The sequence below is a fragment of the Pseudomonas sp. MWU12-3103b genome, assembly GCF_023100615.1.
In the GTDB taxonomy this organism is placed as follows: Bacteria; Pseudomonadota; Gammaproteobacteria; order Pseudomonadales; family Pseudomonadaceae; genus Aquipseudomonas; species Aquipseudomonas putida_A.
The window spans coordinates 64,336-90,310 of the sequence record NZ_JALMEY010000020.1 but is presented as its reverse complement, the minus strand read 5'-3'; the positions used below and the strand labels follow the sequence as shown (position 1 = coordinate 90,310).

Genomic DNA, 25,975 nt, shown 5'->3' with positions numbered 1-25,975 from the left:
CAACCGAATTCAGAAAACAAGGAAAAATGGGTAAAAACCGCTGTATAAAAGATCAGTATCAATGAATTTCGAAAAACCTGAAGCGCCCACAAACACAAGCTTTCCCCGTTCCGAGCCGTCTCGCCGCTTCAGTGTGGCCCCGATGATGGATTGGACTGATAGGCATTGCAGATACTTCCTACGCCTCCTGTCGAAGAACGCCCTGCTCTACACCGAGATGGTCACCACCGGCGCTCTCCTCAACGGCGATCACGAACGCTTCCTCCGTCACAACGAAGCCGAGCACCCGCTGGCGCTGCAGCTCGGCGGGAGTGTTCCGCTTGATCTGGCCGCTTGCGCGCGCATGGCGCAGGCGCATGGTTACGACGAGGTGAATCTGAATGTGGGCTGCCCGAGTGATCGGGTGCAGAATAATATGATCGGTGCGTGCCTGATGGGGCATCCGCAGTTGGTGGCGGATTGTGTGAAGGCAATGCGCGATGCGGTGTCGATTCCGGTGACGGTGAAGCATCGGATCGGGATCAATGGGCGGGACAGTTACGCCGAATTGTGTGATTTCGTCGGTACGGTGCGGGATGCCGGGTGTACCAGTTTTACCGTGCATGCGCGGATTGCGATTCTGGAGGGCTTGTCGCCGAAGGAGAATCGCGACATTCCGCCGTTGCGGTATGACGTGGCGGCCCAGTTGAAGGCGGACTTTCCGGAGCTGGAGATTGTGCTGAACGGCGGGATCAAGACGATGGAGGCCTGCCATGAGCATTTGCAGACCTTTGACGGTGTGATGCTCGGGCGTGAGGCTTATCACAATCCGTATTTACTGGCGGAGGTCGATCAGCAGTTGTTTAGCAGCAGCGCCCCGGTGATCAGCCGTGCCGAGGCGCTGGCGCAGTTGCGGCCTTATATTGCCGAGCATTTGCAGGCCGGCGGCGCGATGCATCACATCACCCGGCACGTGCTGGGGTTGGGCACCGGGTTCCCGGGTGCGCGTAAATTCCGCCAGTTGTTGTCGGTGGATATTCACAAGGCCAAGGATCCGCTGGCGTTGCTGGATCAGGCCGGCGAGTTGCTTGAAGGCCGTTGATTGATGGTTTGACTGTGCGGGCAACGAATGAGCGTTGCCCGGAATTTTGCTGTGCTGACAGGATGTCTTTTGTTTATGCCCGCGTTTCGCTGTGTTTCGTTCAAGCGTTTTATCCTCCTCGCTTTAATTTCGACTATCTCTTCCAGCGCCGTCGCCTCCTGCGACTTTGTGAAGGGGTGTGGTAAGGGAGATGGTGGCCCTTTTGAGTCGACTCAGCTTTCCGGCTTTCTGTTTTTCACGGCGACGGTGGCCTCGTTCGATGCGACCTCAGATGTGTCCAGACTCAAGAAACGTGTTTACTCGCCAGAGGAAATCGAAGCAGCGCGCTATTACCTCGCCAGCGACGGCATGCTGCAAGCCACGTATTTCACATCAGCCTTGCAGCGCTACCGCCAAGAATTGCCCGACTCGGCGTTGAACGACCTCGCGGTTGCTACATTGATCAGCAGTCAGTGATCAGGCCGCCGCTTCCGTCCAGTTCACCCAACCAAACACCCACGTCGCCAGAATCAACAAACCAAACGCGATCCGATACCAGGCGAACGCCGCATAACTGTGGTTGGCGATGAATTTGAGCAGGCCGCGCACGGCGATCATGGCGAAGATGAAGGCGATGACAAAACCGAGGGCGAACACTGGCAGGTCGCTGGCCTGGAACAGGTCGCGGTATTTGTAGCCGGAGTACACCGCGGCGCCGACCATGGTCGGCATGGCGAGGAAAAACGAGAACTCTGTGGCGGCTTTCCGGGACAAGCCGAACAATAAACCGCCGATGATGGTCGAGCCGGAGCGCGACGTGCCGGGGATCATTGCCAGGCATTGCACGAAACCGATTTTCAACGCGTCTGACCAGCGCATGTCGTCGACGTGATCGACGCTCACCGAATGGTTGCGCTGTTCGGCCCACAACATGACGATGCCGCCCACCACCAAGGCCATGGCCACAGTGATCGGGTTAAACAGGTATTGATGGATTTTGTCAGCGAACAGCACGCCAAGAACCACCGCCGGGAGGAAGGCGATCAGCAGGTTGAGGGTGAAACGTTGTGCATTGCGCTGGGTCGGCAGGCCTTTGACTATGTCGAAGATCTTCGGGCGAAACTCCCAGACCACGGCCAGGATCGCGCCCAGCTGAATAATGATGTTGAACGCCATCGCGCGTTCGCCGCCGAAGTCCAGCAGGTCGGCGACGATGATCTGGTGGCCGGTACTGGAGATCGGCAAGAACTCGGTCAGGCCTTCTACCGCGCCCAATATCAACACCTGGATAAAGGTCCAGAAATCCATTAATCCTCCGTCAGAGCGCTCTTGATGAGCGACCGGTCAACTGTATTCAGGAATTGAGTATCTGAAGTTAAACAATCGGTATAACGCGACACCCATTGCCTGATCAGGCGACGGAGAATATGTCTTATCAAAAGACACACTCAAGCCATGTTAATAAACGTCCGCCTACGAACTACACGAAAAATATTTAGGGCTATAGTAGAAAAAAGTTCGACTGGCCAATAAAGTGTGATCCAGCTCACATTGTCTCAGGATCGTCGACAGTGGCAATTGGACATGAATAAAGCCATCGCCATAGATTCAAAATAGTGGCACAATTCCACATTGCCACCATGTAACGACTAGTTCACAGCCCCGAGAAAATCAACTAAAAGCTTGAAATGCTTAATTATTGTTAGAAAACTCGGGAGCCACGTCTAAAAATCGCGTGAATGTTACCAATTGTCAGTCACAGATGAGAACCGGTGCTTTAACATCCCGATGTCAGCACCTAATTCGAGTCAAAGCATGATGCTCTCAGGGAACTTGGCGACTAGAAGTCCGCGCCCGACAAACGACGTACCCGGCGTTCTCACACTGGGCCGTACCCGTGGCGTGGCCGAACATTTTAGTGCGCTGATCGCAAAGCACGTACGCACTGATATGGCACTTGAGGCCAGTTCTTACACTAGTTCCTATAACAATGAACTTTCTGGTTCGTATCGAGCCATCTTCATCGTTATCGACACTCCGCAAGCGCTGGAAGACAATCTTGCGCTGATCGAGAACCTGCGTTCCGACAACTTGAAACCGATCATTTGCGCGGTCATAACCGGTCGCGGCGCTTTCAACAAGATCAAGTATTTCCTGGCCGGTGCCGACTTCTGTATCAAACTCAATACCCTTTCCGACGAGGGCGACGAGTTGCTCGGTGAATTCTTCAACAGTGAAGAATGGCAGCGGGATATCAACCTCACGCTCGACCCGACGCGCATCTGCCTGCAGGGCGGCACCAGCCAGAAACTCGACATCTCGTTTGCCGAGATGAAGATCCTGGAAGCCTTTGCGCAGACCAGCAATCACATTCTCAGCCATGATGAAATCGCCAGCATCATGGGGCTCAATACCAATTTCTACGACCCGAGAGCGCTGGAAAAATCCATCAGCCGCTTGCGTGGAAAAATCAAGGACATGTATGGTACCAACGCGATTCAGAGCATCCGCGGCTACGGCTATCGCCTGATGCGGGGTCTGATATCGACTGCCTGACTCTCGGGCAGCCATTCTCTTTGCATAATCACGAAGGATCGTCATATGCAACCATACAGCTCAAGTTGTACTTCAAATCTACTAATAATCAAGCCATTGAATGAGCACGGCTACACCGAACCATAACAATAAACTTAACAACATAGCAGCAGAACGAGTGGAATTTATCGAGGCCATTTTGGGCCCAGACCCTGCCTGTCGGTTACTTCCAAGGAAGTTATTGCTCGCCTGCCGATTTACCTTTTCGCCCATTTTGGTGCACATTTTAGGAGAGAGACATGGAAACTAGTACAACCCTCCCAAGAAAATATTTTGTCGTCGTGACCAACAGTACAACGTCGCAGCGTGAACTTGAGAGCATTCTGTCCAGCGAGCGCTTCAATTCGTTTGGCACGTCTCAGGCACAAATGTTTATTGAAGGTGCTACTTCGCCCTCTTCCGCTCCCATGCTGATGGAGTTCACTTACCCAAGGGGCACCCGGAAAAACGTTGCCCGCACGATTGAACACGACACCCAGCGCATATTGGCCACCCTCGAATCGGAATGGCTGTCCGCACAATCGGCGAAGCCGTTTCAAAGTGCAGAGAGCGACACCCGCACTGCCGCCATCGAAGACGCCGCCACCTGCAACGAAACCTGGCATCTGGACAACGATCAAGGCGCCCTGGTCAAGGAAGGCGTCGAGATCAGCCTTACCGGACTGGAAACCGCGCTGGTGCGCAAAATGCTCCATCACGAAGAACGTGTAGTCAGTCGAGATGACCTGATCCTCAGCATCGGCCGCGAGCCGGAGCAATATCGCGGCCTGGAGATGTGCCTGAGTCGCCTGCAGGACAAGTTCAAAAACGCGAGTAATGGTGAGCGATTGTTCCGTGCCGTAAGAAACCGCGGTTATTGCCTCATTCAGGAAATCGTTGCGTAAATACCGCCGATATCCGCGAACAAAACAAACAGAAAACAGTGCGATTACAAAAACAACAAGAGCACTCTGTTTGGCTTCCCCCCTGGTAATAATAGCTCCCTGCCTCCACCCCTCCTACAGTAACAAACACAACATAATTTATTCACCCCCCGCTCTGCGACCTTTTCTAACACCCTTGTATTTGATTATTAAAAAGTTGGCACTGTGCCATCTTGTTAGAACTCGTCAGACACCCTCTCCGGCAATAACTTAGTCTATTGATTGACGACAGTTCGGCCTATCGACGTTGTTACCTCAGGACACTCGTCCAATAACAACAACAAGCCTATCTAGCAACTCGGACTTCAACTGTCGAAACCTGAATGGACGTATTTCTGGGGATATCTCATGGAACTTTCTCTACGGATCAATCGAAATAACGGCCTCAAGGGACTTACCTTCTGGGGCCAATGGGCATTGGCGCAGGCTTTCATTGTTGCGTTGTTATTCATACTGGCTGAACGGCACACAGGCACCGTCGAGTTCTATTACCGCATGTGCGCAACACTGGCGGTATTGGCCTCGGTACCGGCATATACGTTCAGCGGCGTGTACCGCAAGCAGGACAATTACCTGACCGGACTTGGACGCTTGTTCATGGGCTGGTCGATGACCATGGTGGCGCTGGCCGGCATCGCGTTCGTGTGCAAGGCCGACGAAGTGTTCTCCCGCGAAGTGACGCTGAGCTGGGCGGTCTACGGCTTCCTCGGTCAGGCGTTGATGTACGCGCCGCTGCATGCCTTTTCCAAGTACTACCAGCGTTCGCGCACCAGTGCACAGAAGACGTTGATCGTCGGTACCGGCGAGCTGGCTCTGGGTCTGGCGAAGAAGATCAGTCAGGTGGAAAACCTGCCGCTGGTAGGTTTGGTCAGCAATGGCGCGACACCGAATCTGGATTCGGATGCACCGCGTGTGGTCGGTGATCAGGAAGATTTGCTCGAGCTGATCAAGGATCATGACATCCGCCGTTTGTACATCACCTTGCCGCTGGCCGAGGCCGCGAAAATCGAAGCGATGTACGTCGATTTGCTCGGCGCCAACGTCGATGTGGTCTGGGTGCCGGACTTGAACAGCCTGACCCTGCTCAACCACTCGGTGAAGGTCGTGGATGGTCTGCCGGCGATCTGCCTCAACGAAAGTCCGCTGACCAGCCGCCCTACCGCTGCGCTGAGCAAGAGTCTGGTAGAAAAAGGCGTGGCGCTGTTGGCGATCATCCTGCTGAGCCCGGTGCTGCTGTTCATCGCGTTGGCGGTGAAGATCAACTCGCCGGGGCCGGTGTTCTTCAAGCAGGATCGCCACGGCTGGAACGGCAAGGTGATTCAGGTGTGGAAATTCCGCTCGATGCGCGTGCACGATGATCGCGAAGTGGTTCAGGCCAGCCGTAATGACTCGCGCATTACTGCGGTTGGCCGCTTCATCCGCCGCACCTCGCTGGATGAGCTGCCGCAGTTGTTCAACGTGCTGCAGGGGCAGATGGCCTTGGTCGGCCCACGTCCTCACGCTGTAGCGCACAACCACTACTACTCGGGGAAAATCCTCGCGTACATGGCTCGCCATCGAATCAAACCGGGCATCACCGGCCTGGCGCAAATCAGCGGCTGCCGTGGCGAGACCGACACCATCGACAAGATGCAGCGTCGGGTGGAGATGGACCTGCATTACATCAACAACTGGTCGTTGTGGCTGGATCTGAAGATCCTGGTAAAGACGCCATTTACGTTGTTGTCGAAAGATATTTATTGATGGACGGGTGACAAGCCAGGCAATACCGCAAGGGGACGAAAGTCCCCTTTTTTGTGGGCGGTATTTGATGGTGGGTCAGGCGGTTGCGAGGGTGGCAGTGCCGACGCCTTCGCGGGCAAGCCCGCTCCCACACGGGATCTCGGTATGGATCGGGATATGCGCTTCACCCCGTTCCACTGTGGGAGCGTGGCTTGCCCGCGAAAGCGGTGGGTCAGGCAGCACAGATGTTGAATGTGCCGGCGCCTTCGCGAGCAAGCCCGCTCCCACAGGGGATCTCGGTATGGATCGGGATATGCGCTTCACCCCGTTCCACTGTGGGAGCGTGGCTTGCCCGCGAAAGCGGTGGGTCAGGCAGCACATATGCTGAATGTGCCGACGCCTTCGCGAGCAAGCCCGCTCCCACAGGGGATCTCGGTATGGATCGGGATATGTGCCTCACCACAAAACACTGTGGGAGCGTGGCTTGCCCGCGAAAGCGGTGGGTCAGGCAGCACAGATGTTGAATGTGCCGACGCCTTCGCGAGCAAGCCCGCTCCCACAGCGGATCTCAGCATGGATCGGGATATGTGCCTCACCACAAAACACTGTGGGAGCGTGGCTTGCCCGCGAAAGCGGTGGGTCAGGCAGCACAGATGTTGAATGTGCCGACGCCTTCGCGAGCAAGCCCGCTCCCACAGGGGATCTCGGTATGGATCGGGATATGTGCCTCACCACAAAACACTGTGGGAGCGTGGCTTGCCCGCGAAAGCGGTGGGTCAGGCAGCATAGATGTTGAATGTGCCGGCGCCTTCGCGAGCAAGCCCACTCCCACAGGTCTCAAGGGGGGTTCTCGGGTTTACTCGGTAATCTTCGAGAAGTTGCGATAGAACATGTCACCCTCACGGCTATCGGTCATCGAGTGCAGCTGGAAGCTGCGATTGAGCCTGGCGCCGCCGTCACGGGTCAGGGGGGCCCAGACCAGGTTGGCACGGCGCATGGTCGACATGCTCATCATTTCGTCGAACGGGATCGACAGGTAGATGCCCTTGTCGAAGCTACCCTCCCCGTACTCGGCGCTGCCAGCAGTAGTAATCGTCGCCCAGGCACCGAAACGCACACCATTGAAAAACTCGCGGGAGATGTCCAGCGTGCCGCCCCAGTCGCCGGCCAAATAACGACCGACGCTGACCGCAGCCAGCGTGTCGTACGGCAAGTCGGTGTAGCCGGTGATGTGCCCGGTCCAGACCGAATAATCGCGCAGGCCGAAACCCTGGTCGAACTCGCGCTGGCGCACGTAGTTCAGATCCGCTCCCACCGACCAGCGCTCACCGGTCGGCCGGAACAGCACCTCACCGCCGACACCGGCAAACATCGACTCCAGATAGCCGCCGTAGACCATGCCATACAGGTCCTTGTCCAACTGCTCGGCATGGCTGACCTGGAACAACGGCATGGTCACTTCCGAGGTGGTCAGGTACTGACGCAAATCGGTACGCACCCGCGGCAGGCCGCTCGGCGCATCGTAAGTGAACTTGTCGAAGTTGTTCACCAGGTTGGCACTGAGCAGACCGTTCCACCAGGTGTTGCGGTTGAAGCGGTACTCGGCGTCCGCGTCGGCACTGAATTGATAGAGCAAACCATCCGGGCCGCCAACGTTCTGTTTGAAACCCAGGCCGACGCCATAATTGAAGTGCTGCGGTGCTTCGCTGTAGAGGGTTTTCTCGTTGTGCGGCATCGCCGGGTTGATCTCGGTGGTGCGGTGCAACGACTCCAGCGGTTCCTCGTTGTTGATCACTTCGCGGAAGGTCTGGCGCGGCACACTGGTCTCTTCCAGCGGCAGGTCGTAACGCTTGTTGACCACGGTGAACCAGTTGATGTCGTCGTTCACACTGTTGTCGAGAATCCGGCTCGCGCGGCCGACAGCCTTCGACGAATGGAAGTAGCGCTGCTGCTCGCCGTAGACGATCAGCTCGGAATCACGCTGGCTGATGCGCTCGACCTTGTACCCGGCATTCTGTTGCAAGCGTTGCGACACGTCGGCCCAGTTGACCTGTTCCATCGGCGTGGTCGGCATCTTCGCCGGCAGCGGTTCCGGCGTCGGGTCGTAGGTCTTGGCCGGCGCCTTGCGGCTGACAAAATTGGTGTGGAAGGTGATGCCGAACATCGCCGTGTTGCCCCGCTCCCACGCCGCGCTGACGTCCACCGAATCCGCCACCTTGAACACCGCGCCGAAGTTGATCGGCGAGTCTTGCTTGATCACGTTGTCCTTCGGCTCGTGCTTGTAGTCGTTGCCTTCGTATTCGAGCTTCAGGCTGAGTCGGTCCCACGGTGTCTGATAGCTCACACCACCAAAGAACGAAGGCTTGCCGCGAAAGTACGAACCGGCGTTGACGTCACCGGTGCCTTCCAGGGCCGGACGGGTCTTGAAGCGATCGTCGAGGTAGCCCAGCGGGTTATCGAGATCGCCACGATTACCGAGATAACCCCAGGCAATGCCGGCACTGAAATCGAAATTATCAAAGCGTTTGTTGGCAACGAAATATTCGCTGGCGAACAAGCCGGTACCGCCAATGTCTCGGAAGCCCAAAGCGACATCGGGGGCCCAGTGGGTTTCCTGCCACAGCCGGACTTTGGCATCGACCGCCTTGTCCTTATAGCTCTGGCTGCCGCTCATCGACTCCGGCCCGTACGGGCGGTTGGTGATGGCGGTGTAGCGGAACGAGCCTTCGAGCCAGTCCAGGGGCTGCAACGACACGCTGTAGCGGCTGTAAGGCTCGGTGCGGTTGGCGTTGACGCTCAGTTCGCCGGCCGGGGCCATGCGTGCGGTCGGGGTCTGCAACAGACCGGTGCCGCCGAAATCATTTTGGGTAATACGCGGCTCGGCATGCACCAGACCGCACGGCAATAACAACACAGCTGCAAAACGTAACTTCAACGAACCACCTCAGCCAGCTGCGTGGCAATCAATTCGGCCAACTGCTGATTCAGTTCAGGAACAGGCGGATCCAGATCATCGTTTTTCACCGGCACCAGAATCTTGCTGCCGGCCACGGGGAACTGCCCGCTCTCGCGATTCCAGTGGGCGATACCCACGCGCCGCACCGCACCATTGGGCTGGATCAGCCACAGGTAATCGGCCTCGGCATCGTCCAGCGGCGTGCAGCTTTCCAGGTACTCGCGCGCTTCCAGCAGGGGCTGATAAGGCAGGTGGCAGGTCTCGGCAACCGCGCCCAGCACTTGCACCTCGTCGACCCGTTTCGGGTAGATCAGCTGATCGCCATCGTCGAGACGAATGTTGCGCGCGAAACCGACCTCCACCGCGACCGGATCGAGGTCCGCCACCTGACGCCCGGTGACCGGCATTTGCCGCACCTGCTCGGCCAGGCGCAGCGCCAGCGCCGCGCGACTGGGTCGGTCAAACAACGAAGCCATGCGCTGCAACACATCGAGATCAAACAACACCCCGGCCTTGAGCCGCGCCTGCTGTTCCAGCAACGACTGGCGCAGCAACACGCCGGCCAGCCAGTAACCTTCGGCATTCGGTACGGCCACGCTGATCACGTCGAGCAAGCGCCCGCCCGGCGGCAACTCCACCGGCCCTGGGTTGGCGACATCGCCGCTGACGGTGACCGCTGCCTGACTGATGCCGCTGAGCAACAGCAAACCCGCCGATACCATCCGTAAGCGCTTCATGGCAGATGCCTGTGATCAGGAGTCAGTTGCACGATGCGCACGCGCATTTGCGCGGTCAGTTGCTGCTCGCTCTGCAGGATGAATCCGTCCAGCGGATCGACCCAGTAATGGTTGGTCGCGCGCAGGCCGATCGCCGGGACGTCGATACGTTCGTCGACACGCAGCACGGTGTATTCCTTGTCGAGAATTTGCAGGGTTTGCGTGGATCGACGGGAGAACCGGCTGTTGACGATCAAGCCGACTTCCTGGCCCTTGTACAGGTCGATCCAGCGCTGACTGGTGAAGCCATCGGCGACTTGATGCAGGCCGCGCTTGAACGGCGCGTTGTCGGCCAGCCGCGTGCCGTCCAGGTCGCCCTCGACGCCGAGGCCGATGGTGCGCACGGCGAGGCCATCACGCAGCAGCAACACCTGTTTACCGGAGGCGACCCAGAACTGCAGGTCTTCACGCTCGCGCACCAGCGCCAGCACCCCGGAGCCGGACGGCGTGGTCAGTTTGACTTGCGGATACTTGACCTCGGCGACCTGGGCCGCACTCACGTCCAGCTCGTCCGGGCCGATCACCGCCGACTTGAGGTTGCGCACCGAGGCGGTCATCAGCGGGTTACAGCCACACAACATCAAGGCCGCCATCAGGCAGACGCCGACTTTCAAGGTTTTCACGGTCGGCCTTATTTGCTGTTGTTACTGAATTCGCTCCAGTTCTTCGCAGCGGAAGCCCCGGTCCCGACAATCGATGCCGACGGCACCAGTTGGCTGATGAAGCGGTTCCAGCGCGTGACGTTGGCCGGGCCGACGTAAACCACATCCTGGGGGCGCACTTCAAAGTGCGAAGCAAGTGCCATGGCGGTCGGCGACTGGGCTTCCAGTTGATAGATTTTCGCCGGCTCGACATCGAGGTTTTCCACCCCGCGAATCACGTACACCGCGTTGCCGTTGGAGGTGGTCTGGCTCAAGCCGCCGACCGAACCGAGCACGTCGGAGAGGTTCATCGTCGCGGTCTTGAAGCTCAGCGCACGGGGCTGATTGACTTCGCCCATGACGTAGATGCGCTTGTTGTCGTTGTACGGCAGGTACAGCTGATCGCCGCCCTTGAGGAAGACGTGCTGCAACTCGGAATCCTGCTGGTTGAGCGAGTCGAGATTGAGCGGATACACCCGGCCATTGCGGGTCAGCAACAGGCCCGACAGGTCGGCGTTGTTGGTGTCGATGCCGGCAGTGCCGAGGGCCTCGACCACGCTCAGCGGGTTGGTGGAAATCGGCTGCGGACCGGCTTTGGCCACGGCACCGGAAACCACCACTTTCTGACTGGCGAAACGCAGCACCGCGACATCCACCTGCGGCTCGGCGATGAACGCCGACAGGCGTGTTTCGATGTCCGAGCGCAGCTGTTGAATAGTCTTGCCGGCCGCCTGCACTTCCTTGATGAACGGGTAGTACAGCGTGCCATCGGAGCGCACCAGTCGACCGTTGGCGTCGATCTGCTGTTGTGCCCCCGATGGCGCGGTCAGCTCCGGGTGATCCCAGACCGTGATGTACAGCACATCGTTGCTGCCGATGCGGTATTCCGCAGGCGTTGCCAACAGTTCCGACGGTACCGTCTCACGCTTCTGCGTGGCACGGGTCATCGAGATCAGCTTGGGCGTGATCGGAATCAGCTCGACCCGACTGCTTTCGCTGGCGCCCTGGCGCGTGATGTCGCCGGTGCTCAGGTACTGGCCGGGGGAAAACATGCAACCTTGCAAAGCGATACTTGCCAACAGCAAAAGAGAAAAACTACGAGTCATAATGGCACTACGCTATTCAAGGGCGAATCTAAAAATAAAGTCACCCGACTTGCGTCGGGCGACCCTGTACTGCACTAACAAATGTTCCTGTTAGTTGTGCGTGCCGGTGGTGCCGGTAGTACCGGTGGTGCCAGTGGTACCGCCGTTGGCACTTCCGCCGCTGTTGGACGCCGCGACTGCACTGGCAACCATTGCAGTACTGGCAGCAGGCGCTGTAGAAGCCGCCACACTGCCAGATACATTGGTCACCGCAGTTAGCGGCGCTTCAGCAGCGGACGCCCAGTTGCTCAACATCGTCAACAGGGCAATCGCCATCACTTTTTTCATATCAACTCCTTTCTAACATTCAGCCTGTTAAAAACCGGCCTGAGTTAGCGGTGGTAGCGTTCAAGTTCGCGAAAATCGCGAACAAGATCCGTCGTTCTTTCACAGTCTTACCCAACTGATAAAAGTCGAACGGCAGGTTTATATCTACGGACTTGCAAAAGGCATTTCCAGCGTATTTTCCCGACGATATCTAACAGCTGACCGAAACTAACATTCAGTATTAGAACGACATCATTCGAGATAACCGCGCGGATGATTCGATTGCCAGCGCCAGGTGTCGGTGACCATGTCCTGCAAACTGCGTGTGGCTTTCCAGCCGAGTTCTTTTTGCGCTTTCGAGGCGTCGGCCCAGCTCTCGGCAATGTCCCCGCTGCGCCGTGGCATCACCCGGTACGGCACGGGTCGCCCGCTGGCCTGTTCGAAGGCGTGCAGCACTTGCATCACGCTGTAGCCGTCGCCGGTGCCGAGGTTCCAGGTATGGATGCCCGGGCGGTCGGCAATCGATTGCAAGGCTTTGAGATGGCCATCGGCGAGGTCGACAACATGGATGTAATCGCGCACCCCGGTGCCGTCGATCGTCGGGTAATCGTCGCCGAAAATCGATAACTCCTGCAGGCTGCCGACCGCGACCTGGCTGATGTAAGGCAGCAGGTTGTTGGGGATGCCGCTGGGGTCTTCGCCCATATGCCCGCTGTGATGCGCGCCAATCGGGTTGAAGTAACGCAGCAAGGCGATGCTCCAGCGCGGCTCGGCCTGACTCAGGTCGCGCAGCACGTTCTCGACGATCAGCTTGGATTGACCGTAAGGATTGGTCGGAATGCCGGTGGGGAAATCCTCGCGGATCGGCATCTGCTCAGGCTCGCCGTACACCGTGGCCGACGAACTGAACACCAGCCGGAACACCCCCGCTGCGGCCATCGACTGACACAAGGTGATGCTGCCGCCGACGTTGTTCTCGTAATAATCCAGCGGCTTGCGCACGCTCTCGCCGACGGCTTTGAGCCCGGCAAAATGCAGCACCGCGTCGATCGCATGCTCGCGGAAGATCCGGTCGAGCAACGCCCGGTCGCAGACATCGCCGCGAATCATCAACGCGCTTTTGCCGCAGATACCTTCTATCGCGTGCAATGCCGCATCGCTGCTGTTGCAAAGATTATCCAGTACAACAACTTCATAACCTGCTTCAAGCAGCGCAAGTGTGGTGTGCGAGCCGATATAGCCGGCGCCACCCGTTACCAGAATCTTCATAGCGCGGTCCGTCATTGGATAAGTGACAAGTAGCCTGTCAAGTCCCTTTCATTGAATCTGTGGCGCACCACACAAATAAGGACGACAACAGCCTTAAACAAAATTAGTTCAACCACTGGCAATAAATATTTTTGCAGGTCAAACTGTATTGCCCGGTACTTATTAGCACCCCAAGTACACTCATCACTATCAACAGATACCGACTAAAAATAACTAATAACGCCTTAACCGACATCTCATAACATTGTCATGTTTTACCCCCTGCGCTAATTGCCATTAACAACCTGACTCAGGTATTAAAGTACTCGTTCAATAATCATTGAAACTTGTGCGCTTTGATAAGTGCGCGCACCCGTTGCCTGTGTTCCATGACTGTCCAGGATACTTTTATGATTCGTAAATGTTTGTTCCCCGCTGCCGGTTACGGCACGCGTTTCTTGCCGGCGACCAAAGCCATGCCGAAAGAGATGCTGCCGATCGTCAACAAGCCGTTGATCGAATACGCCGTTGAAGAAGCACGGGACGCCGGCCTGCAACACATGGCCATCGTCACCGGTCGGGGCAAGCGTGCGCTGGAAGACCACTTCGACATCAGCTACGAACTCGAACACCAGATCCGCGGCACCGAGAAAGAGAAGTTCCTCGCCGGCACCCGCGAGCTGATCGACACCTGCACCTTCTCCTACACCCGTCAGGTGGAAATGAAGGGCCTCGGTCACGCGATTCTCAGCGGCCGCCCGTTGATCGGCGATGAACCCTTTGCCGTGGTGCTGGCCGACGACTTGTGCCTGAACCTGGAAGGTGACGGCGTGCTGTCGCAGATGATCCAGCTGTACAAGAAATTCCGCTGCTCGATCGTCGCCATCCAGGAAGTCCCGGCCGACCAGACCCACAAATACGGGGTGATCGCCGGCGAGCTGATTTCCGAGGGCATCTACCGGGTCAATAACATGGTGGAAAAACCGGCGCCGCAGGATGCCCCGTCGAACCTGGCGATCATCGGCCGCTACATCCTGACGCCGGACATCTTCGACCTGATCGCCGACACCCAACCGGGCAAGGGCGGCGAGATCCAGATCACCGACGCGCTTATGAAACAGGCACAGAACGGTTGCGTGCTGGCTTACAAGTTCAAGGGCCTGCGCTTTGACTGCGGCGACGCCGAGGGTTACCTGCAGGCGACCAACTTCTGCTACGACAACGTCTACCTCAAAGGCCGCTGAGACGGCCCCGCCCACTTCTCTTTTCAGGAGGCAACCGATGAACATGGCACAGCATGCAGCAGAGATTGAACGGGAGGTGGGCAACCTCGGGGCGGTCAGCTGGCTGTCACGCCATCAGCCGTTGCCCAGCGCCAACGAGTCGTGGCTGGGCAGCATTCTGCTGGTGGAGCGCATCGGCATGTTTCCGGCGTCCGGCGACATTCGCCGCACGCTGGCGGATCCCTATCCCCTGCTCGCCCATCTGAAACAACGGTATGCCGAGCAGGCGCTGGAAATGGACGATCGTGATGGCCTGAAGGTGATCTTCAGCGACTGGCGCTTCCGCGTACGCCTGTGCTGCAACGAGCCGGCGATCATCATCAATGTCGAGACGCGGTGTGCCACGCAACTGATGCCGCAGAAAACGGCTGAGCTCCTTAGCCAGATAGATAACTTCAAATAAAAACACTTTCCTGTAGGAGCTGCGGCACGCTGCGATCTTTTGATTTTGTTTTCAAGAGCAAGATCAAAAGATCGCAGCGTGCCGCAGCTCCTACAAGTCGCAACTGTCCGCGTTGATGCCACTGACGATCCAGCGATAGAAGTAATCGGCAATCACTTTCCCGCCCGTGGCCGGCTGCGGATGAATCTTGTCCGGGCCGATCATCGCCGCCGCATAGCGTTTGACGTCAGGGCCGAACGCGCATTGCAGATTGGCAAACCCCAGCTGCTGCTCGTGCGCCCACGGCTGCAAGACCTGTGCATACGCCGACATCGGATAGGCGCTGGAACGCGTGGTGTCCTGACGCATGATCAGGTTGATGCTCGCCGCCGGTTGGATCTCGCGGATCATCGCCACCAGGCCCTGAACGTTGTGCAGGTATTGTTCGGGTTTGACCCCGAAGCCCTGATCGTTGCCGCCGAGCATGATCAGGTAAACGTCGGCGGGAATCTTCGACACGGCGGCTTTCCACTGCACCTGCCATTGCGGGTTCTGGTGATAGAAATCCGCGGATGCCGCGCCCGAGGCCGCCAGTTTTGAAACCCGCACGCCGTGCTGATCGTTGCTCAGCCACAGGCCAAACAAGGTCGGTGCGCCCTTCACCACTTCCAGTTTGAATGACCAGTCTGGCGCTGAAGAGAGACCTGCAAGCGGTACTTCCTGAACGCCCGAACCCTTGAGCGTCAATGGCTGCCAGTCTTCCGAGGGTGTCCAACGGTAGCGCAGCTCACTGGCTTCGCCGTTGCCCAGATAGAGCAATTTCGCCTGGGTGACTTGGGTGTCGATGGCTGGTGTCGGGCTGGCATCGATTTGCAACCAGGCACCGGGCTTGCCGGTGACCGTGCGGCTGTCAGGGCTGGCCTGACCGAGACCGGAAACCTGCCAGCCACCACCGAAGTACTTTTCGCTGCTGCGGGTGTATTTGAAATGCGTGCCGCCCAGCGCGGCGCCGTGGTTGAAACCGACGTAACCGGGGCCGGCAAAACCCACTTCGCCGGCCACGCGCTGCACCAGTTTGTTCAGGTAGAAATCCTGCCCGGCGCTGTAGCTGTCGCCGATCACCGAGACCGACAAGACCTTCCCGGCCTTGCCTTCGCGCCACTGCGCAAAGCGCTCGCGCGCATCGCCTACTTCCACCACCGACGCTGCGACGGGCTGAGCGTCATTTACTGCCAACATGCATTATTTCCTTCAGTCTGGAATGGCCCCTTCGCGAGCAAGCCCGCTCCCACATTGGATCTCGGCAACTCACACAACCCCTGTGGGAGCGGGCTTGCTCGCGAAGCCTTTCAGCTATTGGCCGGCACCACCGGAGTAACGCTCGCCACCGGTTTTTTCTTCGCCGCACGCTCGCCCAAAAACAGCACCGAAGTGACATTGAAGCGACTGAAAATCATCGACAGCACCACCGGCCCCAACAGACCAAACAGCAGTCCGCTGAGCACCAGAATGCTTTCGTCTTTCACACCCAGCCGCCCCATGACAAACCGCGAAGTCGCCGCGAACAGCACATGGAACAGAAAGATCGCGTAAGAGTAGCCGCCCAGCCAGGTCAGCCACTTCGAGCGCATGTCACTCGACAGCAAAGCAATGCAGGACACACACCCCACGGTCAGACCGATCAGGCTGCGGCGGTCGACGATCAACTCACGATCAATCGCCGCCACGTACAGCAGCGTCAACGAAATCAACACAAACACCAGCGGCCCGACCACCTTGAACCGCTGCTTCAACGCCTCGACATTTTCCTGGCCGATCATCCCCGCCACAAAGAACGGCAGCAGGTAAATCGCGCCATTGATGCCGAACGCATCGAGCTTGAACGGCGGCAACAGAAACACCGCCGCAGCGAAGGCGAACAGCAGATACAAGCGCGTCATCGAGCGCAGCATCCCGCGCCATTCCAGCAGGCCGACGAACATGAAAATGATGAACACCGCCTGCAGGAACCAGAAGTGATTGACCGGCACCCAGAACGACAACAAGGCATCGATCACGCCGACGTCCTTGTTGACCCCCGGCCCCACCGCCTGCAACACCGAGAACGGCACACCGACGCAAAACAGCGGCACGATCAGCCGTCGTACCTTGCCGCTGAAGAACGCGGAAAAGTCATTGCCGCGAATTTTGTAGATCGAATAGATGTAGCCGGAAATGAAGGTGAACAGCGGCATGCGCACGTACACCATCGAGTCGGCGATCACCCGAAACGGCGAGCCGAGATCGATCTTCAGGCCTCCGCCCAACGGGCCAATGACGTGATAGAGCACCAGCAGCAGGCACGCCAGGCCCCGCAGGGTTTCGATCTCCAGCGATTTTTTCTTGCTCGACATACAGCACCTGCCTCAATTCAGAACTCTTGATTCAACCCGCACCGGTTTGTTCGCGCGCAACATCAGGCCGAGGCCAACAAACAACACCGGCACCACCATGGAAAAGTGCCGGGCGAAGGAGCCGAAGTCCGGTTCGAACAAACCCTGCACCAGCAGGAACGCCAGCGGAATCGCGATCAGTTCCTTGGGTTTGGTTTCGATCGGTGCGCCTTTGTAGTCGGTGGAAGTGATGACTTTGAACAGCAGCAGCGCGGTCATGATCATCAGCGCCACAAAGATCACCTGGCCCGGCCCGGACAACAGAATCAGCTCCACCGGGAATGACAGCCGGAAGAAAATGATCATCGAGTCCAGCGCCTGCGAGACGAAGTCACTGCCGCTGAGCCAAGAGACGATCAGCGATTTCGAACCCTCTTCCCCGGCCGTGCGCAACTCGTTGTTGCTGGCGCGAATCGATGACACCGGAAACCCCAGCGCCAGCTGGATCGCCATGGCCACCGCCAGGTAAAACAGGAACAGCATCAGGAAGAAGGTGAAGCGCGACACATACTTCTTCATCACGCAGACGCCGACCCACGACAGCGAAAACAGAATCCAGTAAGGCCGGATCAGCACGCCGTAGATCACCGCCGACAGAAAAAATCCGCCGCGGTATTTGCGCGTCAGCGAGCTGAACAAGATGCTCAGCACCGCCACCGAGACGATGATTTCCTTGGTCAGGTTTTCCAGAAAAAACGAACGCACAATTCCCCACAGGCACAGGGTGCCGAAGATCGCCAGCGGCATGCGCCGGAACACCACCACCGGAATCGCCGTGAGGAAGAAGTTGCAGAACATCCCGTAGGCCCAGGCGTTGGTCAGGTTGATCCCGGTGGGCCGCAGCAGGAACGCCGAACATTCGTAGGAGGAGCGATCCGGCGAGAACGGGTTCCAGAAATTGCAGTTGTCGGCGCGCGCATAGGAAGACCACAAGGTCATCGCATCCGGCCCCGGATCACGCGGGATCAGCAGCGGCATCGCCACCGACAGAAACAACCCGGTGAACAGAATCAGGAACGACAGCGAAGAATCGAGTTTGCGGCCGCGAAACTCGATACACGGCAACTTCAACCCCATGCCAGCGCCCCTTTGGCACGGGTCGCCCGAGTCAACACGGCGATCACACCGAGCTGGACGATGATCGCGAAGACATTGCCCCACGCCGCGCCGTAAATCGAATAGTGCTTGATCAGCAGGTAGCTGACCGGGACCGACACCAGCAGGCAGATCGCCGCGCTGGCGAATGACACCCGACTGTTTTTCGAGGCGATCAGACCGCCCCAGACGATGTCGCCAATGGCCCGCAAGGCAAAGGAAAAGATCAACACGCCGAGGATCGCGTTATCCGGGCGCGGCACGCTGGTGGCGACGTAATCGAGCACCACGTTGAAGAACAGATAGATCAGCACCGCCACCGCCGCCGACACCACTAACGAGCGCATCACCCATTTGTTGACGAACAATTGCTTGACCGTAAATGACTGCTGATCCGCCTGAAACCGCTTGGCCAGCACCGGAATGCCGACCACCGCCACTACCGCGTAAGACAGCGCCTGCAAAGTGTTCGCCGCCGACCACGCGTACACGTATTTACCGAGGCTGGCGTAGGGTTCGAGATCGGCAATCAGAAAGCGCTCGGCGTACTGACTCAGCGCGATCAACCCCGTACCGAAGTAGAACGGCAACCCGGCCTTCCACACGGTCGCGGTAGTCAGTGCTTCGCTGACCCGGCCCTTGTGCACATTCACCACGATCAGGTAACCGGCGACGATCACCAGCACGTTGGCGGCCACCCACAGCCACAGCACACTGGCGATGCCGGAGACCCAGTCGAGCATCATCCCGCCCACCGCCAGCAGCGCCCAGAGACCGGTCTTGATGAAGAACAGCAGCGCGCCCGCGGTGGCTTTCTGCGCAGAAAACACGAACGAGTTGATCTCGAACGACAGGTGTTCGGTGAGCAGCACCAGTGTCACGCAGAGGATCAGCGCGGTGCTCGCCTCGACCTGCTGAAACAGCGAGTAAATCCCCACCGTGAGCAGCGACAGCAGCAGCCCCACCGCCAGGTACAGCAACAGGACTTTGTCGACCACCCGCCGCGAGCTGCCGCCAACGCTGATCAACCGATTGATCTCGGAACTGAAACCAACGCTGTAGAACTTCGAAGCGATCAGCGACGCCGCGACCACCACGCCATAAAACCCCAGCGCTTCGTAGCCCAGGTAATGGGTGATGGCCAACACCAGCAAGAACTTCGCGCCCAAGGCTCCGCCGCGCAGCAGCAAGCGAAATATCATCGAACGACGCCTTTGATGATCTCGTCCATCATCACCGTCTTGGCTTCGATTTCGCGACAAGTGTCGGTCAGGCGCTTGCCGAAATTCGACAGCGCGTTCGGCGCATAAACGGTGTCGATGATCTGCTCGACATTGATGTCGCCGCCATTGATCACCCAATCCTCCACGCCCATGTCCTGATAGGCGCCAAAGCCTTTGCGCTCGTAGCTGATGTGGTACGCCGGGACGCCGGACAACAGCGATTCGATGGCGCCGTGCAGGCGCACCGAGATCACCAGGTCCGGCTGATATTTGGCAATCGTCGCCTTCAACGACAGCAGGTCCTCGGTGATGCCCAGTTCGCGATAGAACGCACCGTCATCGTTGCCGCGAACGGCGCTCTGCACCGCGCAGACCACTTTGCTTTTGTTCTTCAGGCGCTGCAGCAGCAACTTCAGGTTGGCGACGTAGGCGACCTTCTTTTCCTTGCTCCACTCCGGCGGCTTGCGCAGCACCACGCACACGGTGGCCGGCGATGCGGCGCAGCGGGTGAACTTCGGTTGCTGAAGGATCTTGCTGGCCAGTGACTGCACCGCCAGATCCGGCGCGCGATAGACGTTTTCGCAGGCATCGAACATTGCCGAGGAGCGGTTATCGCGCACGAACACCGCGTCGGCGCTGGCGTAGTGATCGACGATCTGGCGGCTCTCGCCATGGAACGGGCCGATGCTTTGCGGCAGGTACACCGACGGCACCTTGCTGAGGATCGCCGTTTCCAGTTGCTTGGCGTGACCGAGTTTGAGCTTGATGTGCTCGAAGGCGCTTTTCGAGCGCATGTAGCCGCCACCGACGCCGACGATCAGATCGGTCTTGCGCAACAGATCCGCCAGCCCGGCATACGACTGATTGAGAAACACCGCCTGCTTGACCCGCCCAAGACCCTTGGCCGCCATCACCGGCGCGTCGAAACGCGGGTGCGGCAGGTAGGCGAAAGACTGCGGGTCGGACGCCACGACATTGATCGCGGTGTCTTCGCCAAAGTTGCGCTGCACCAACGCGATGGCCAGATCGACGAGCAGGCCGTCACCGGAGTTGGACGCACTGTAGCCATGCAAAATCGTTACGTTCATAAGCTGAGTTCTACTTAATAAGTGGGAGCGCAATACACGTCGTAGGTCTGTCGGATCATCAGCGCGGCACTGAAGCGCTCGCGCACGATGTTCCGGCCTTCGCTGCCGAGGTCGAGCAACCGCGGCTTCTGGATTCGCGCCAGCACGTCGGCCAGCGCCTGGTGATCACCGGTGGGAAAGACGTAGCCGGACACTTCATGGGTGACCAGTTCGGGCAGTGATGTGCAGTTGCTGGCGATCACCGGCAAGCCCATGGCCATGCCTTCCAGCGGCACCATGGCAAAACCTTCCCAGCGGCTCGGAACGATCAGCGCGTCGGCCTGTTGATACAGCGCCTGCACTTCAGCCGGCGTGACCCACGGCAGGTACTCGACCGCGTCCATCTCGGGGCACTCGACCGTGTCCTCGTTGACCGCACTGCCGACCACCGTCAGTTTCAGATCACTTCGCTGCACCTTGGCGAAGGCCTTGAGCAGCACGTCGAAACCTTTCTGGTAGTCGAGACGACCGACGAACAGCAGATGGATCGGCGCGGGGCTCTCGGCCTTCGGCGCTTCGTCTCGCTGGTGGATGCCGTTGTAGATCAGCTTCATGCGCGAGCGCTGAATGCCGAACCGCGCAGCCTTGTCCATCTCGTAGCGGCTGACGCAGATGATCACGTCGGTGACCCGCTGCAGGACCCGCTCGATCCATGCGTAGATCTTCTGCTTGGTCGGCGAGCTTTCCATCAGGAACGAAAAGGCGTGCGGGCAGTAGACGATTTTCGGCCTGCGCCACGGTCGCAGAAGCACACAGACCACGCGGCCGATTACCCCGGAAAAGGTGCTGTGCAAATGCACCACATCGGGTTTTTCCTTGAGCATCACCCGGGTCAGTTGCCAGGCAAATCGCAGCAGCGAACGCACATCGCGCCCGCTGCGTTCGAACGTGCGAATCTGCTGCTCATCGATACCGTGCAGCTCTTTTTTCTGGTCGAGCGGCACCAGATAGACCAGCTCGTAGTTCGAGTCATGGCCTTCGGGCGACGCCGAGATGGTGCGGATAACGGTGGCGACCCCACCTTTTATCGTTTCAGCCACGTGCAGTATTTTCTTCACAACCCACCCACTTTCATGCCTGTTGGAACGCCCCTGATTTCAGGATTTGTCCGACGCGTATTCGTAGTTGTAATAGCCATAGCTGCCATTGCCGTAGTAGCTGGCAGCGCGCTTCTCGACGCCGTTGAACACCGCGCCCTTGAGCTCGATGCCGTTCTGCGCGAAGCGGCGAATGGTCGCTTCAATTTCCTTGGCCGGGTTTACCGCAAACCGCGTGACGATCAGGCTGATCCCGGCTTCACGCCCGACAATCGCCGCGTCGGTAACCGCGAGCAGTGGCGGCGTATCGATGATCACCACGTCGTAGCGCTGACTCAGCTCGGCGAGCAAATCGCGGAAGTTGGCGTGCATCAACAACTCGGAAGGATTCGGTGGAACCTGACCACGGCTGATGAAGTGCAGGTTGTCGATTTCCACCGTGTTGATCGCCTGCTCGATGCTGCAGCGCTTGACCAGCAGGTCCGACAGGCCATTGGCGATCGGCACATTCAGCGTCTTGTGCAGGTGGCCCTTGCGCATGTCGGCGTCGATCAGCAACACGCGCTGACCGCTCTGCGCCATGACCGCTGCGAGGTTGGACGAGACGAAGGTCTTGCCGACCTGCGGGCTGGGGCCGGAGATCATGATGCGGTTGTTGGTCGAATCCAGCGCGGCGAAATGCAGGCAGGTGCGCAGGCTGCGGATCGACTCGATGGACAGGTCGGTCGGGTTGCGCAGGGCCAGCAGATAGGCCGGCGTCTCGGCGGTGATTTTGGCTCGGCCTTTTTTCGTGTCCTCGTCACGCTGCAAGGCGCTGTAGGGAATCGACGCGTACACCGGCAGCCCGAGCTGTTCGATGGCTTCCGGCCCTTCCAGACCCTTGCTCAACGATTTGCGCAACAGCACCAGGGCTACGCCGAGAAAGGCGCCGAGGAACGTTGCGATCAGCACGATCAGGGCTTTTTTCGGTTTGACCGGGCTGCTCAGGTCAACATCCGCCGGATCGATCAGGCGCACATTGCCCACCGCCCCGGCGCGGACGATGTCCAATTCCTGGGATTTGTTCAGCAACTGCGTGTAGATCTGCGAAGCCACTTCCACATCCCGGGTCAGGTTGAGCAGCTCCTGCTGCGTGGCCGGCAGATCACCGACCTTGCCTTCCAGCGACTTCTGCTGCTGGGTCAATTCGCCAATCTGCGACATCAGCGCGCGATACGCCGGATGCTGCTTGGTGAACTTGCGATCCATTTCCGCCTGCTGCATTTTCAGCTCGGAAATCCGCGTTTCCAGCGCCACGGACTGACCAAGCACCGATTGCGTTTCCAGGGAAATATTCACGGTCTTGCCGTGGGTCTGATACGCGTTGAGCGCATCGCTGGCCTTGGCCAGATCACGCTTGACCTGCGGCAACTGGCTTTGCAGGAACGCCAGGCTCTGCGCCGCTTCCGCCGAGGTGCGGCGCACGTTCTGGTCCACGTAGAGCGCGGCGATCTTGTTGAGGATCTTCACCGCCTCGGCCGCATCGGCGCTGGCCAGCGCCAGACGGATAATCCCCGACTCTTTACCTTGCTCGGAGATATCCAGCGCATCCTGGTAACCCTGAATGGTCACGATCCGTGGATTGCGCACCACTTCAAAGCGAGTACCCGGGTTGGCTTGCAGGCGCTCGATCAAACCCTCGACGCCGTCCTGGGCGAAGGCTTCGCCGGCGACGCCCTCGACCAGCAGGTTGTCGTTGTCATCGAGCAACTGAAAGTGCTGTTGTTCGCCAGCAATCAGGGTGAGCTTCTTGCCCAACAGTTCTTTGGGCAGATTGAGCCGGGCGAACTCCAGACGCTCACCGCCCCAGGCGTAGCTGTTGAAGCCAAAACGCGGCGGCGCCACGCTGAACTCGGTTTCGCCGCGATAACGCCGGGCGAGAAAACCGCCGACCACCGGGAAGGTGTTGGGGGTGACGTCGATATCCAGGCGCAGGTCGTCGACGGTTTTGCCGATCACCGCACGGGACTTGATGATGCCGATTTCGGTCACCGACGGCGATTGCCCGCCGAGCATGCTGCTGAGGTCGGAAAAACCGAGCATGTCGTTCTTTTTCGGTTCGACCTGAACCAGCGCGTTCGCCAGGTACACCGGCGTCGCCAATACCGCATAGGCAACGCCGGCGGCCATGAATGCACCGGTGAATGCACCGATCAACCATTTCTGGTCGATCAAACTGCCGAATATGCCGAGAAGATCAATACTGTCTTGATCGTTATCACGGTTGGCGATTACTGACGGTAACTGCATAAGTCTTTCTTACCATTCACTGATCTGAAGAATATTCATCAATGTCCGAGGCGCTGCGCCCACGAGCTAACAGCATCTTCAATCAATGCATGGGCATGAATAAAAGCGGCCTTACCTTGACGATACGGATCCTGTATTTCTCGTTCGCTCTGCCACTTGCCGAGAAGAAACACTTTGCCTCGGGCGTGCGAGGCAATCTTCAGCACCTGATTCACATGTTGTTTTTCCATGACCAGAATCAGGTCTGATTCATTGACGATATCGGCGGTCAATTGCCGGGCCCGGAAACCCTCGGCGCTGTGCCCGTGGTCTTCCAGCACCTGGCGCGCCGAGGCTTCCATGCCTTCGCCGACCCGCGCAGAAAGACCTGCGGACGTCACCGAAATGGTTGAGGGGGTCAGCGCGTTGCGCAGCAGAAGTTCTGCTGTCGGACTTCGGCAAATATTGCCAACGCACACGACGAGGATCTTTTTGAACAAGGTTTACATTCCTGTGTAATATCATTCTGCCAACATCTAGAGCGGATCTTAATGAACCCACTAGATCATTCTGCACTCAGAAATAGATTCGCCCTGTTAGTACCAGCGTATTAAGTACCACAGGGTCAAAAGCCGCCAAAACACAATTAACGGACTAAAAATAACTGTGATTTTCAGGTCTGGTTTTCCTGACAAAAAATAACATTGGCGCACTTAGTGCCATTGTCAGTTTCGAAACAGTTATCTCGAGATACCTTTTCGCCGTTGTCACTTCTCACCCGGAGAACCGACATGAAATCAGCCCATCTCAAACCCCTTAGCGCCCTGACCCTGTTACTGCTGGCGGCAACCGGCCAGAGCCAGGCCAATGAACTGTTCCCGGCATTGCCCGCCAATAAAACCATCGGGGTTCAGGTCAAAGTCCAGACCTTCTCCGCTGCCGACGCCGAGCGCGTCAAAGCCACCGGCTTCAGTTTCGTGCGTTTTGGCGTATGGACTGACAGCCTGCCCAGCGCGGCCTACCAGAAGCAGATCAGCGATGCCTTCGCCGTGGCCCGCGCAGCCGGACTGCCGGTGCTGATGACCCTGCGCGCGACCAAGCCGTTACCGGCCAATGATCTGGCGAATGCGGGGGTCGCGTATGCCAACGCGCTGACCAGCCTGGCAGCGACCTATGGCTCACAACTGGTGGCGATCGAGCTATGGAATGAGCCGGACCTCGGCACCTACTGGCCGACCGGCAATTTCGACACGACCTTCGTGCCGTTCATGAGCGCAGCGTGCAAGACCCTGCAAGACAAACCCCAGACAGTCCCGGTGATCGGTTTTGGTTTTGCCCGGCCACCGACCGCCGGCTCGGCGTCCACCGTGGCACTCAACCGAATCGTCAGCGAATACCCTAAATGCCTCAACGCGGTCTCCTACCATCCCTACGGCATGAGCGGCACGCAGATCAGCAACGCCCAGGCGTTTATCCAGCAGAACTTCCATCTGCCGGGGGTGATCAGCGAATGGGGCATCTCGGCGCTTCCCTCCAACGGCGGAACTGAAGGCCAAGCCAGTAAAATCAGTGCATTCGTGGCCGATATCAAAACCCGCAACATTGCCCTGACCTCGATTTACGAGTGGAAAAACAGCGACACCGGCAGCAATGACCGCGAGAAGAATTTCGGTCTGTTGACGTCCGATGGCCAGCCGAAACCGGCAGAAACTGCGGTCAAAACCCAGCTGAGCCAGCAATAACCTCCATCAATGTGCTCAAGGGGCGCTGGCCGTCAGTTGCTTTGAACCTGCGG

The 25,975-nt window shown here is 58.3% G+C and carries 23 protein-coding genes; 8 read left to right on the top strand and 15 right to left on the bottom strand.

From position 1 onward, the window contains the following. Positions 1 to 61 precede the first annotated feature (61 nt). Both dusA and M0808_RS25415 read left to right on the top strand, forming a co-directional pair. Complete coding sequence (gene dusA, locus M0808_RS25420) at positions 62 to 1,081, top strand: tRNA dihydrouridine(20/20a) synthase DusA (RefSeq protein ID WP_247842814.1); 1,020 nt, start codon at positions 62 to 64, stop codon at positions 1,079 to 1,081. Between the two features lie 75 nt (positions 1,082 to 1,156). After that, entirely contained in the window at positions 1,157 to 1,537 is a 381-nt protein-coding gene (locus M0808_RS25415; protein ID WP_247842813.1) for a DUF2388 domain-containing protein, read from the top strand. On the opposite strand, the gene M0808_RS25410 is transcribed toward M0808_RS25415, so the two are convergent. Further along, on the bottom strand, positions 1,538 to 2,368 hold the full coding sequence (locus tag M0808_RS25410) for an undecaprenyl-diphosphate phosphatase (RefSeq protein ID WP_247842812.1): 831 nt from the start codon (positions 2,366 to 2,368) through the stop codon (positions 1,538 to 1,540). 507 nt (positions 2,369 to 2,875) lie between these two features. Here M0808_RS25410 and M0808_RS25405 point away from each other — a divergent pair. The 3 genes from M0808_RS25405 to M0808_RS25395 all read left to right on the top strand — a co-directional run bounded on the left by M0808_RS25405 (position 2,876) and on the right by M0808_RS25395 (position 6,321). Then, a complete protein-coding gene (locus M0808_RS25405; protein ID WP_027611489.1) occupies positions 2,876 to 3,616 on the top strand; it encodes a winged helix-turn-helix domain-containing protein in 741 nt (246 codons plus the stop codon). Between the two features lie 278 nt (positions 3,617 to 3,894). Then, on the top strand, positions 3,895 to 4,539 hold the full coding sequence (locus M0808_RS25400) for a helix-turn-helix domain-containing protein (protein WP_096796999.1): 645 nt from the start codon (positions 3,895 to 3,897) through the stop codon (positions 4,537 to 4,539). A gap of 387 nt (positions 4,540 to 4,926) precedes the next feature. Then, positions 4,927 to 6,321, top strand: coding sequence for an undecaprenyl-phosphate glucose phosphotransferase (locus M0808_RS25395; protein WP_202370444.1), 1,395 nt, complete (start codon positions 4,927 to 4,929; stop codon positions 6,319 to 6,321). 835 nt (positions 6,322 to 7,156) lie between these two features. Here the strand turns inward: M0808_RS25395 and M0808_RS25390 are convergent. From M0808_RS25390 to galE, 6 genes are all read right to left on the bottom strand, one after another. Then, a complete protein-coding gene (locus M0808_RS25390) occupies positions 7,157 to 9,235 on the bottom strand; it encodes a YjbH domain-containing protein (protein ID WP_123588486.1) in 2,079 nt (692 codons plus the stop codon). Further along, on the bottom strand, positions 9,232 to 9,993 hold the full coding sequence (locus M0808_RS25385) for a capsule biosynthesis GfcC family protein (protein WP_247842810.1): 762 nt from the start codon (positions 9,991 to 9,993) through the stop codon (positions 9,232 to 9,234). The genes M0808_RS25390 and M0808_RS25385 overlap by 4 nt, the downstream gene beginning before the upstream one ends. Beyond that, a complete protein-coding gene (locus M0808_RS25380) occupies positions 9,990 to 10,655 on the bottom strand; it encodes a YjbF family lipoprotein (RefSeq protein WP_247842809.1) in 666 nt (221 codons plus the stop codon). Before M0808_RS25380 ends, M0808_RS25385 begins: the two co-directional genes overlap by 4 nt. Positions 10,656 to 10,663: 8 nt before the next feature. Beyond that, positions 10,664 to 11,725 (bottom strand): polysaccharide biosynthesis/export family protein, encoded by a 1,062-nt coding sequence (locus tag M0808_RS25375; RefSeq protein ID WP_096797780.1) that lies wholly within the window; start codon positions 11,723 to 11,725, stop codon positions 10,664 to 10,666. A 144-nt stretch (positions 11,726 to 11,869) separates the two neighbouring features. Then, entirely contained in the window at positions 11,870 to 12,106 is a 237-nt protein-coding gene (locus M0808_RS25370) for a hypothetical protein (RefSeq protein ID WP_003226528.1), read from the bottom strand. 231 nt (positions 12,107 to 12,337) lie between these two features. Next, positions 12,338 to 13,354, bottom strand: coding sequence for a UDP-glucose 4-epimerase GalE (galE, locus tag M0808_RS25365; RefSeq protein WP_027611482.1), 1,017 nt, complete (start codon positions 13,352 to 13,354; stop codon positions 12,338 to 12,340). Positions 13,355 to 13,743: 389 nt separating this feature from the next. Here galE and galU point away from each other — a divergent pair, with 389 nt between their 5' ends. Both galU and M0808_RS25355 read left to right on the top strand, forming a co-directional pair. Beyond that, a complete protein-coding gene (gene galU, locus M0808_RS25360; protein WP_027611481.1) occupies positions 13,744 to 14,577 on the top strand; it encodes a UTP--glucose-1-phosphate uridylyltransferase GalU in 834 nt (277 codons plus the stop codon). 37 nt (positions 14,578 to 14,614) lie between these two features. Then, positions 14,615 to 15,019 (top strand): mannose-1-phosphate guanylyltransferase, encoded by a 405-nt coding sequence (locus tag M0808_RS25355; RefSeq protein ID WP_247842808.1) that lies wholly within the window; start codon positions 14,615 to 14,617, stop codon positions 15,017 to 15,019. Positions 15,020 to 15,109: 90 nt separating this feature from the next. Here M0808_RS25355 and M0808_RS25350 read toward each other — a convergent pair whose 3' ends face one another. The 8 genes from M0808_RS25350 to M0808_RS25315 all read right to left on the bottom strand — a co-directional run bounded on the left by M0808_RS25350 (position 15,110) and on the right by M0808_RS25315 (position 24,680). After that, entirely contained in the window at positions 15,110 to 16,237 is a 1,128-nt protein-coding gene (locus M0808_RS25350; RefSeq protein ID WP_247842807.1) for a GDSL-type esterase/lipase family protein, read from the bottom strand. A gap of 110 nt (positions 16,238 to 16,347) precedes the next feature. After that, complete coding sequence (locus tag M0808_RS25345) at positions 16,348 to 17,391, bottom strand: acyltransferase (RefSeq protein ID WP_247842799.1); 1,044 nt, start codon at positions 17,389 to 17,391, stop codon at positions 16,348 to 16,350. Positions 17,392 to 17,403: 12 nt separating this feature from the next. After that, positions 17,404 to 18,507 (bottom strand): hypothetical protein, encoded by a 1,104-nt coding sequence (locus tag M0808_RS25340; RefSeq protein WP_134786938.1) that lies wholly within the window; start codon positions 18,505 to 18,507, stop codon positions 17,404 to 17,406. Then, the gene (locus M0808_RS25335) at positions 18,498 to 19,727 is read right to left on the bottom strand and encodes a polysaccharide biosynthesis C-terminal domain-containing protein (protein WP_247842798.1); all 1,230 of its coding nucleotides are present in this window, start codon (positions 19,725 to 19,727) and stop codon (positions 18,498 to 18,500) included. Before M0808_RS25335 ends, M0808_RS25340 begins: the two co-directional genes overlap by 10 nt. Continuing rightward, positions 19,724 to 20,836: a polysaccharide pyruvyl transferase family protein gene (locus M0808_RS25330; RefSeq protein ID WP_247842796.1), complete on the bottom strand. Its 1,113-nt coding sequence runs from the start codon at positions 20,834 to 20,836 to the stop codon at positions 19,724 to 19,726. Before M0808_RS25330 ends, M0808_RS25335 begins: the two co-directional genes overlap by 4 nt. 14 nt (positions 20,837 to 20,850) lie before the next feature. Further along, the gene (locus M0808_RS25325) at positions 20,851 to 21,933 is read right to left on the bottom strand and encodes a glycosyltransferase (RefSeq protein WP_348773062.1); all 1,083 of its coding nucleotides are present in this window, start codon (positions 21,931 to 21,933) and stop codon (positions 20,851 to 20,853) included. A 39-nt stretch (positions 21,934 to 21,972) separates the two neighbouring features. After that, positions 21,973 to 24,201, bottom strand: a complete 2,229-nt coding sequence (locus M0808_RS25320) for a polysaccharide biosynthesis tyrosine autokinase (protein WP_247842788.1) — start codon at positions 24,199 to 24,201, stop codon at positions 21,973 to 21,975. Positions 24,202 to 24,239: 38 nt separating this feature from the next. Continuing rightward, complete coding sequence (locus M0808_RS25315; RefSeq protein ID WP_007968224.1) at positions 24,240 to 24,680, bottom strand: low molecular weight protein-tyrosine-phosphatase; 441 nt, start codon at positions 24,678 to 24,680, stop codon at positions 24,240 to 24,242. A gap of 291 nt (positions 24,681 to 24,971) precedes the next feature. Between M0808_RS25315 and M0808_RS25310 the strand changes: the two genes are divergently transcribed. Further along, positions 24,972 to 25,922 carry a glycosyl hydrolase family 5 gene (locus M0808_RS25310; RefSeq protein ID WP_134786943.1) on the top strand — a complete coding sequence of 317 codons (951 nt, stop codon included), beginning with the start codon at positions 24,972 to 24,974 and terminating at the stop codon, positions 25,920 to 25,922. Positions 25,923 to 25,975: the final 53 nt, after the last annotated feature.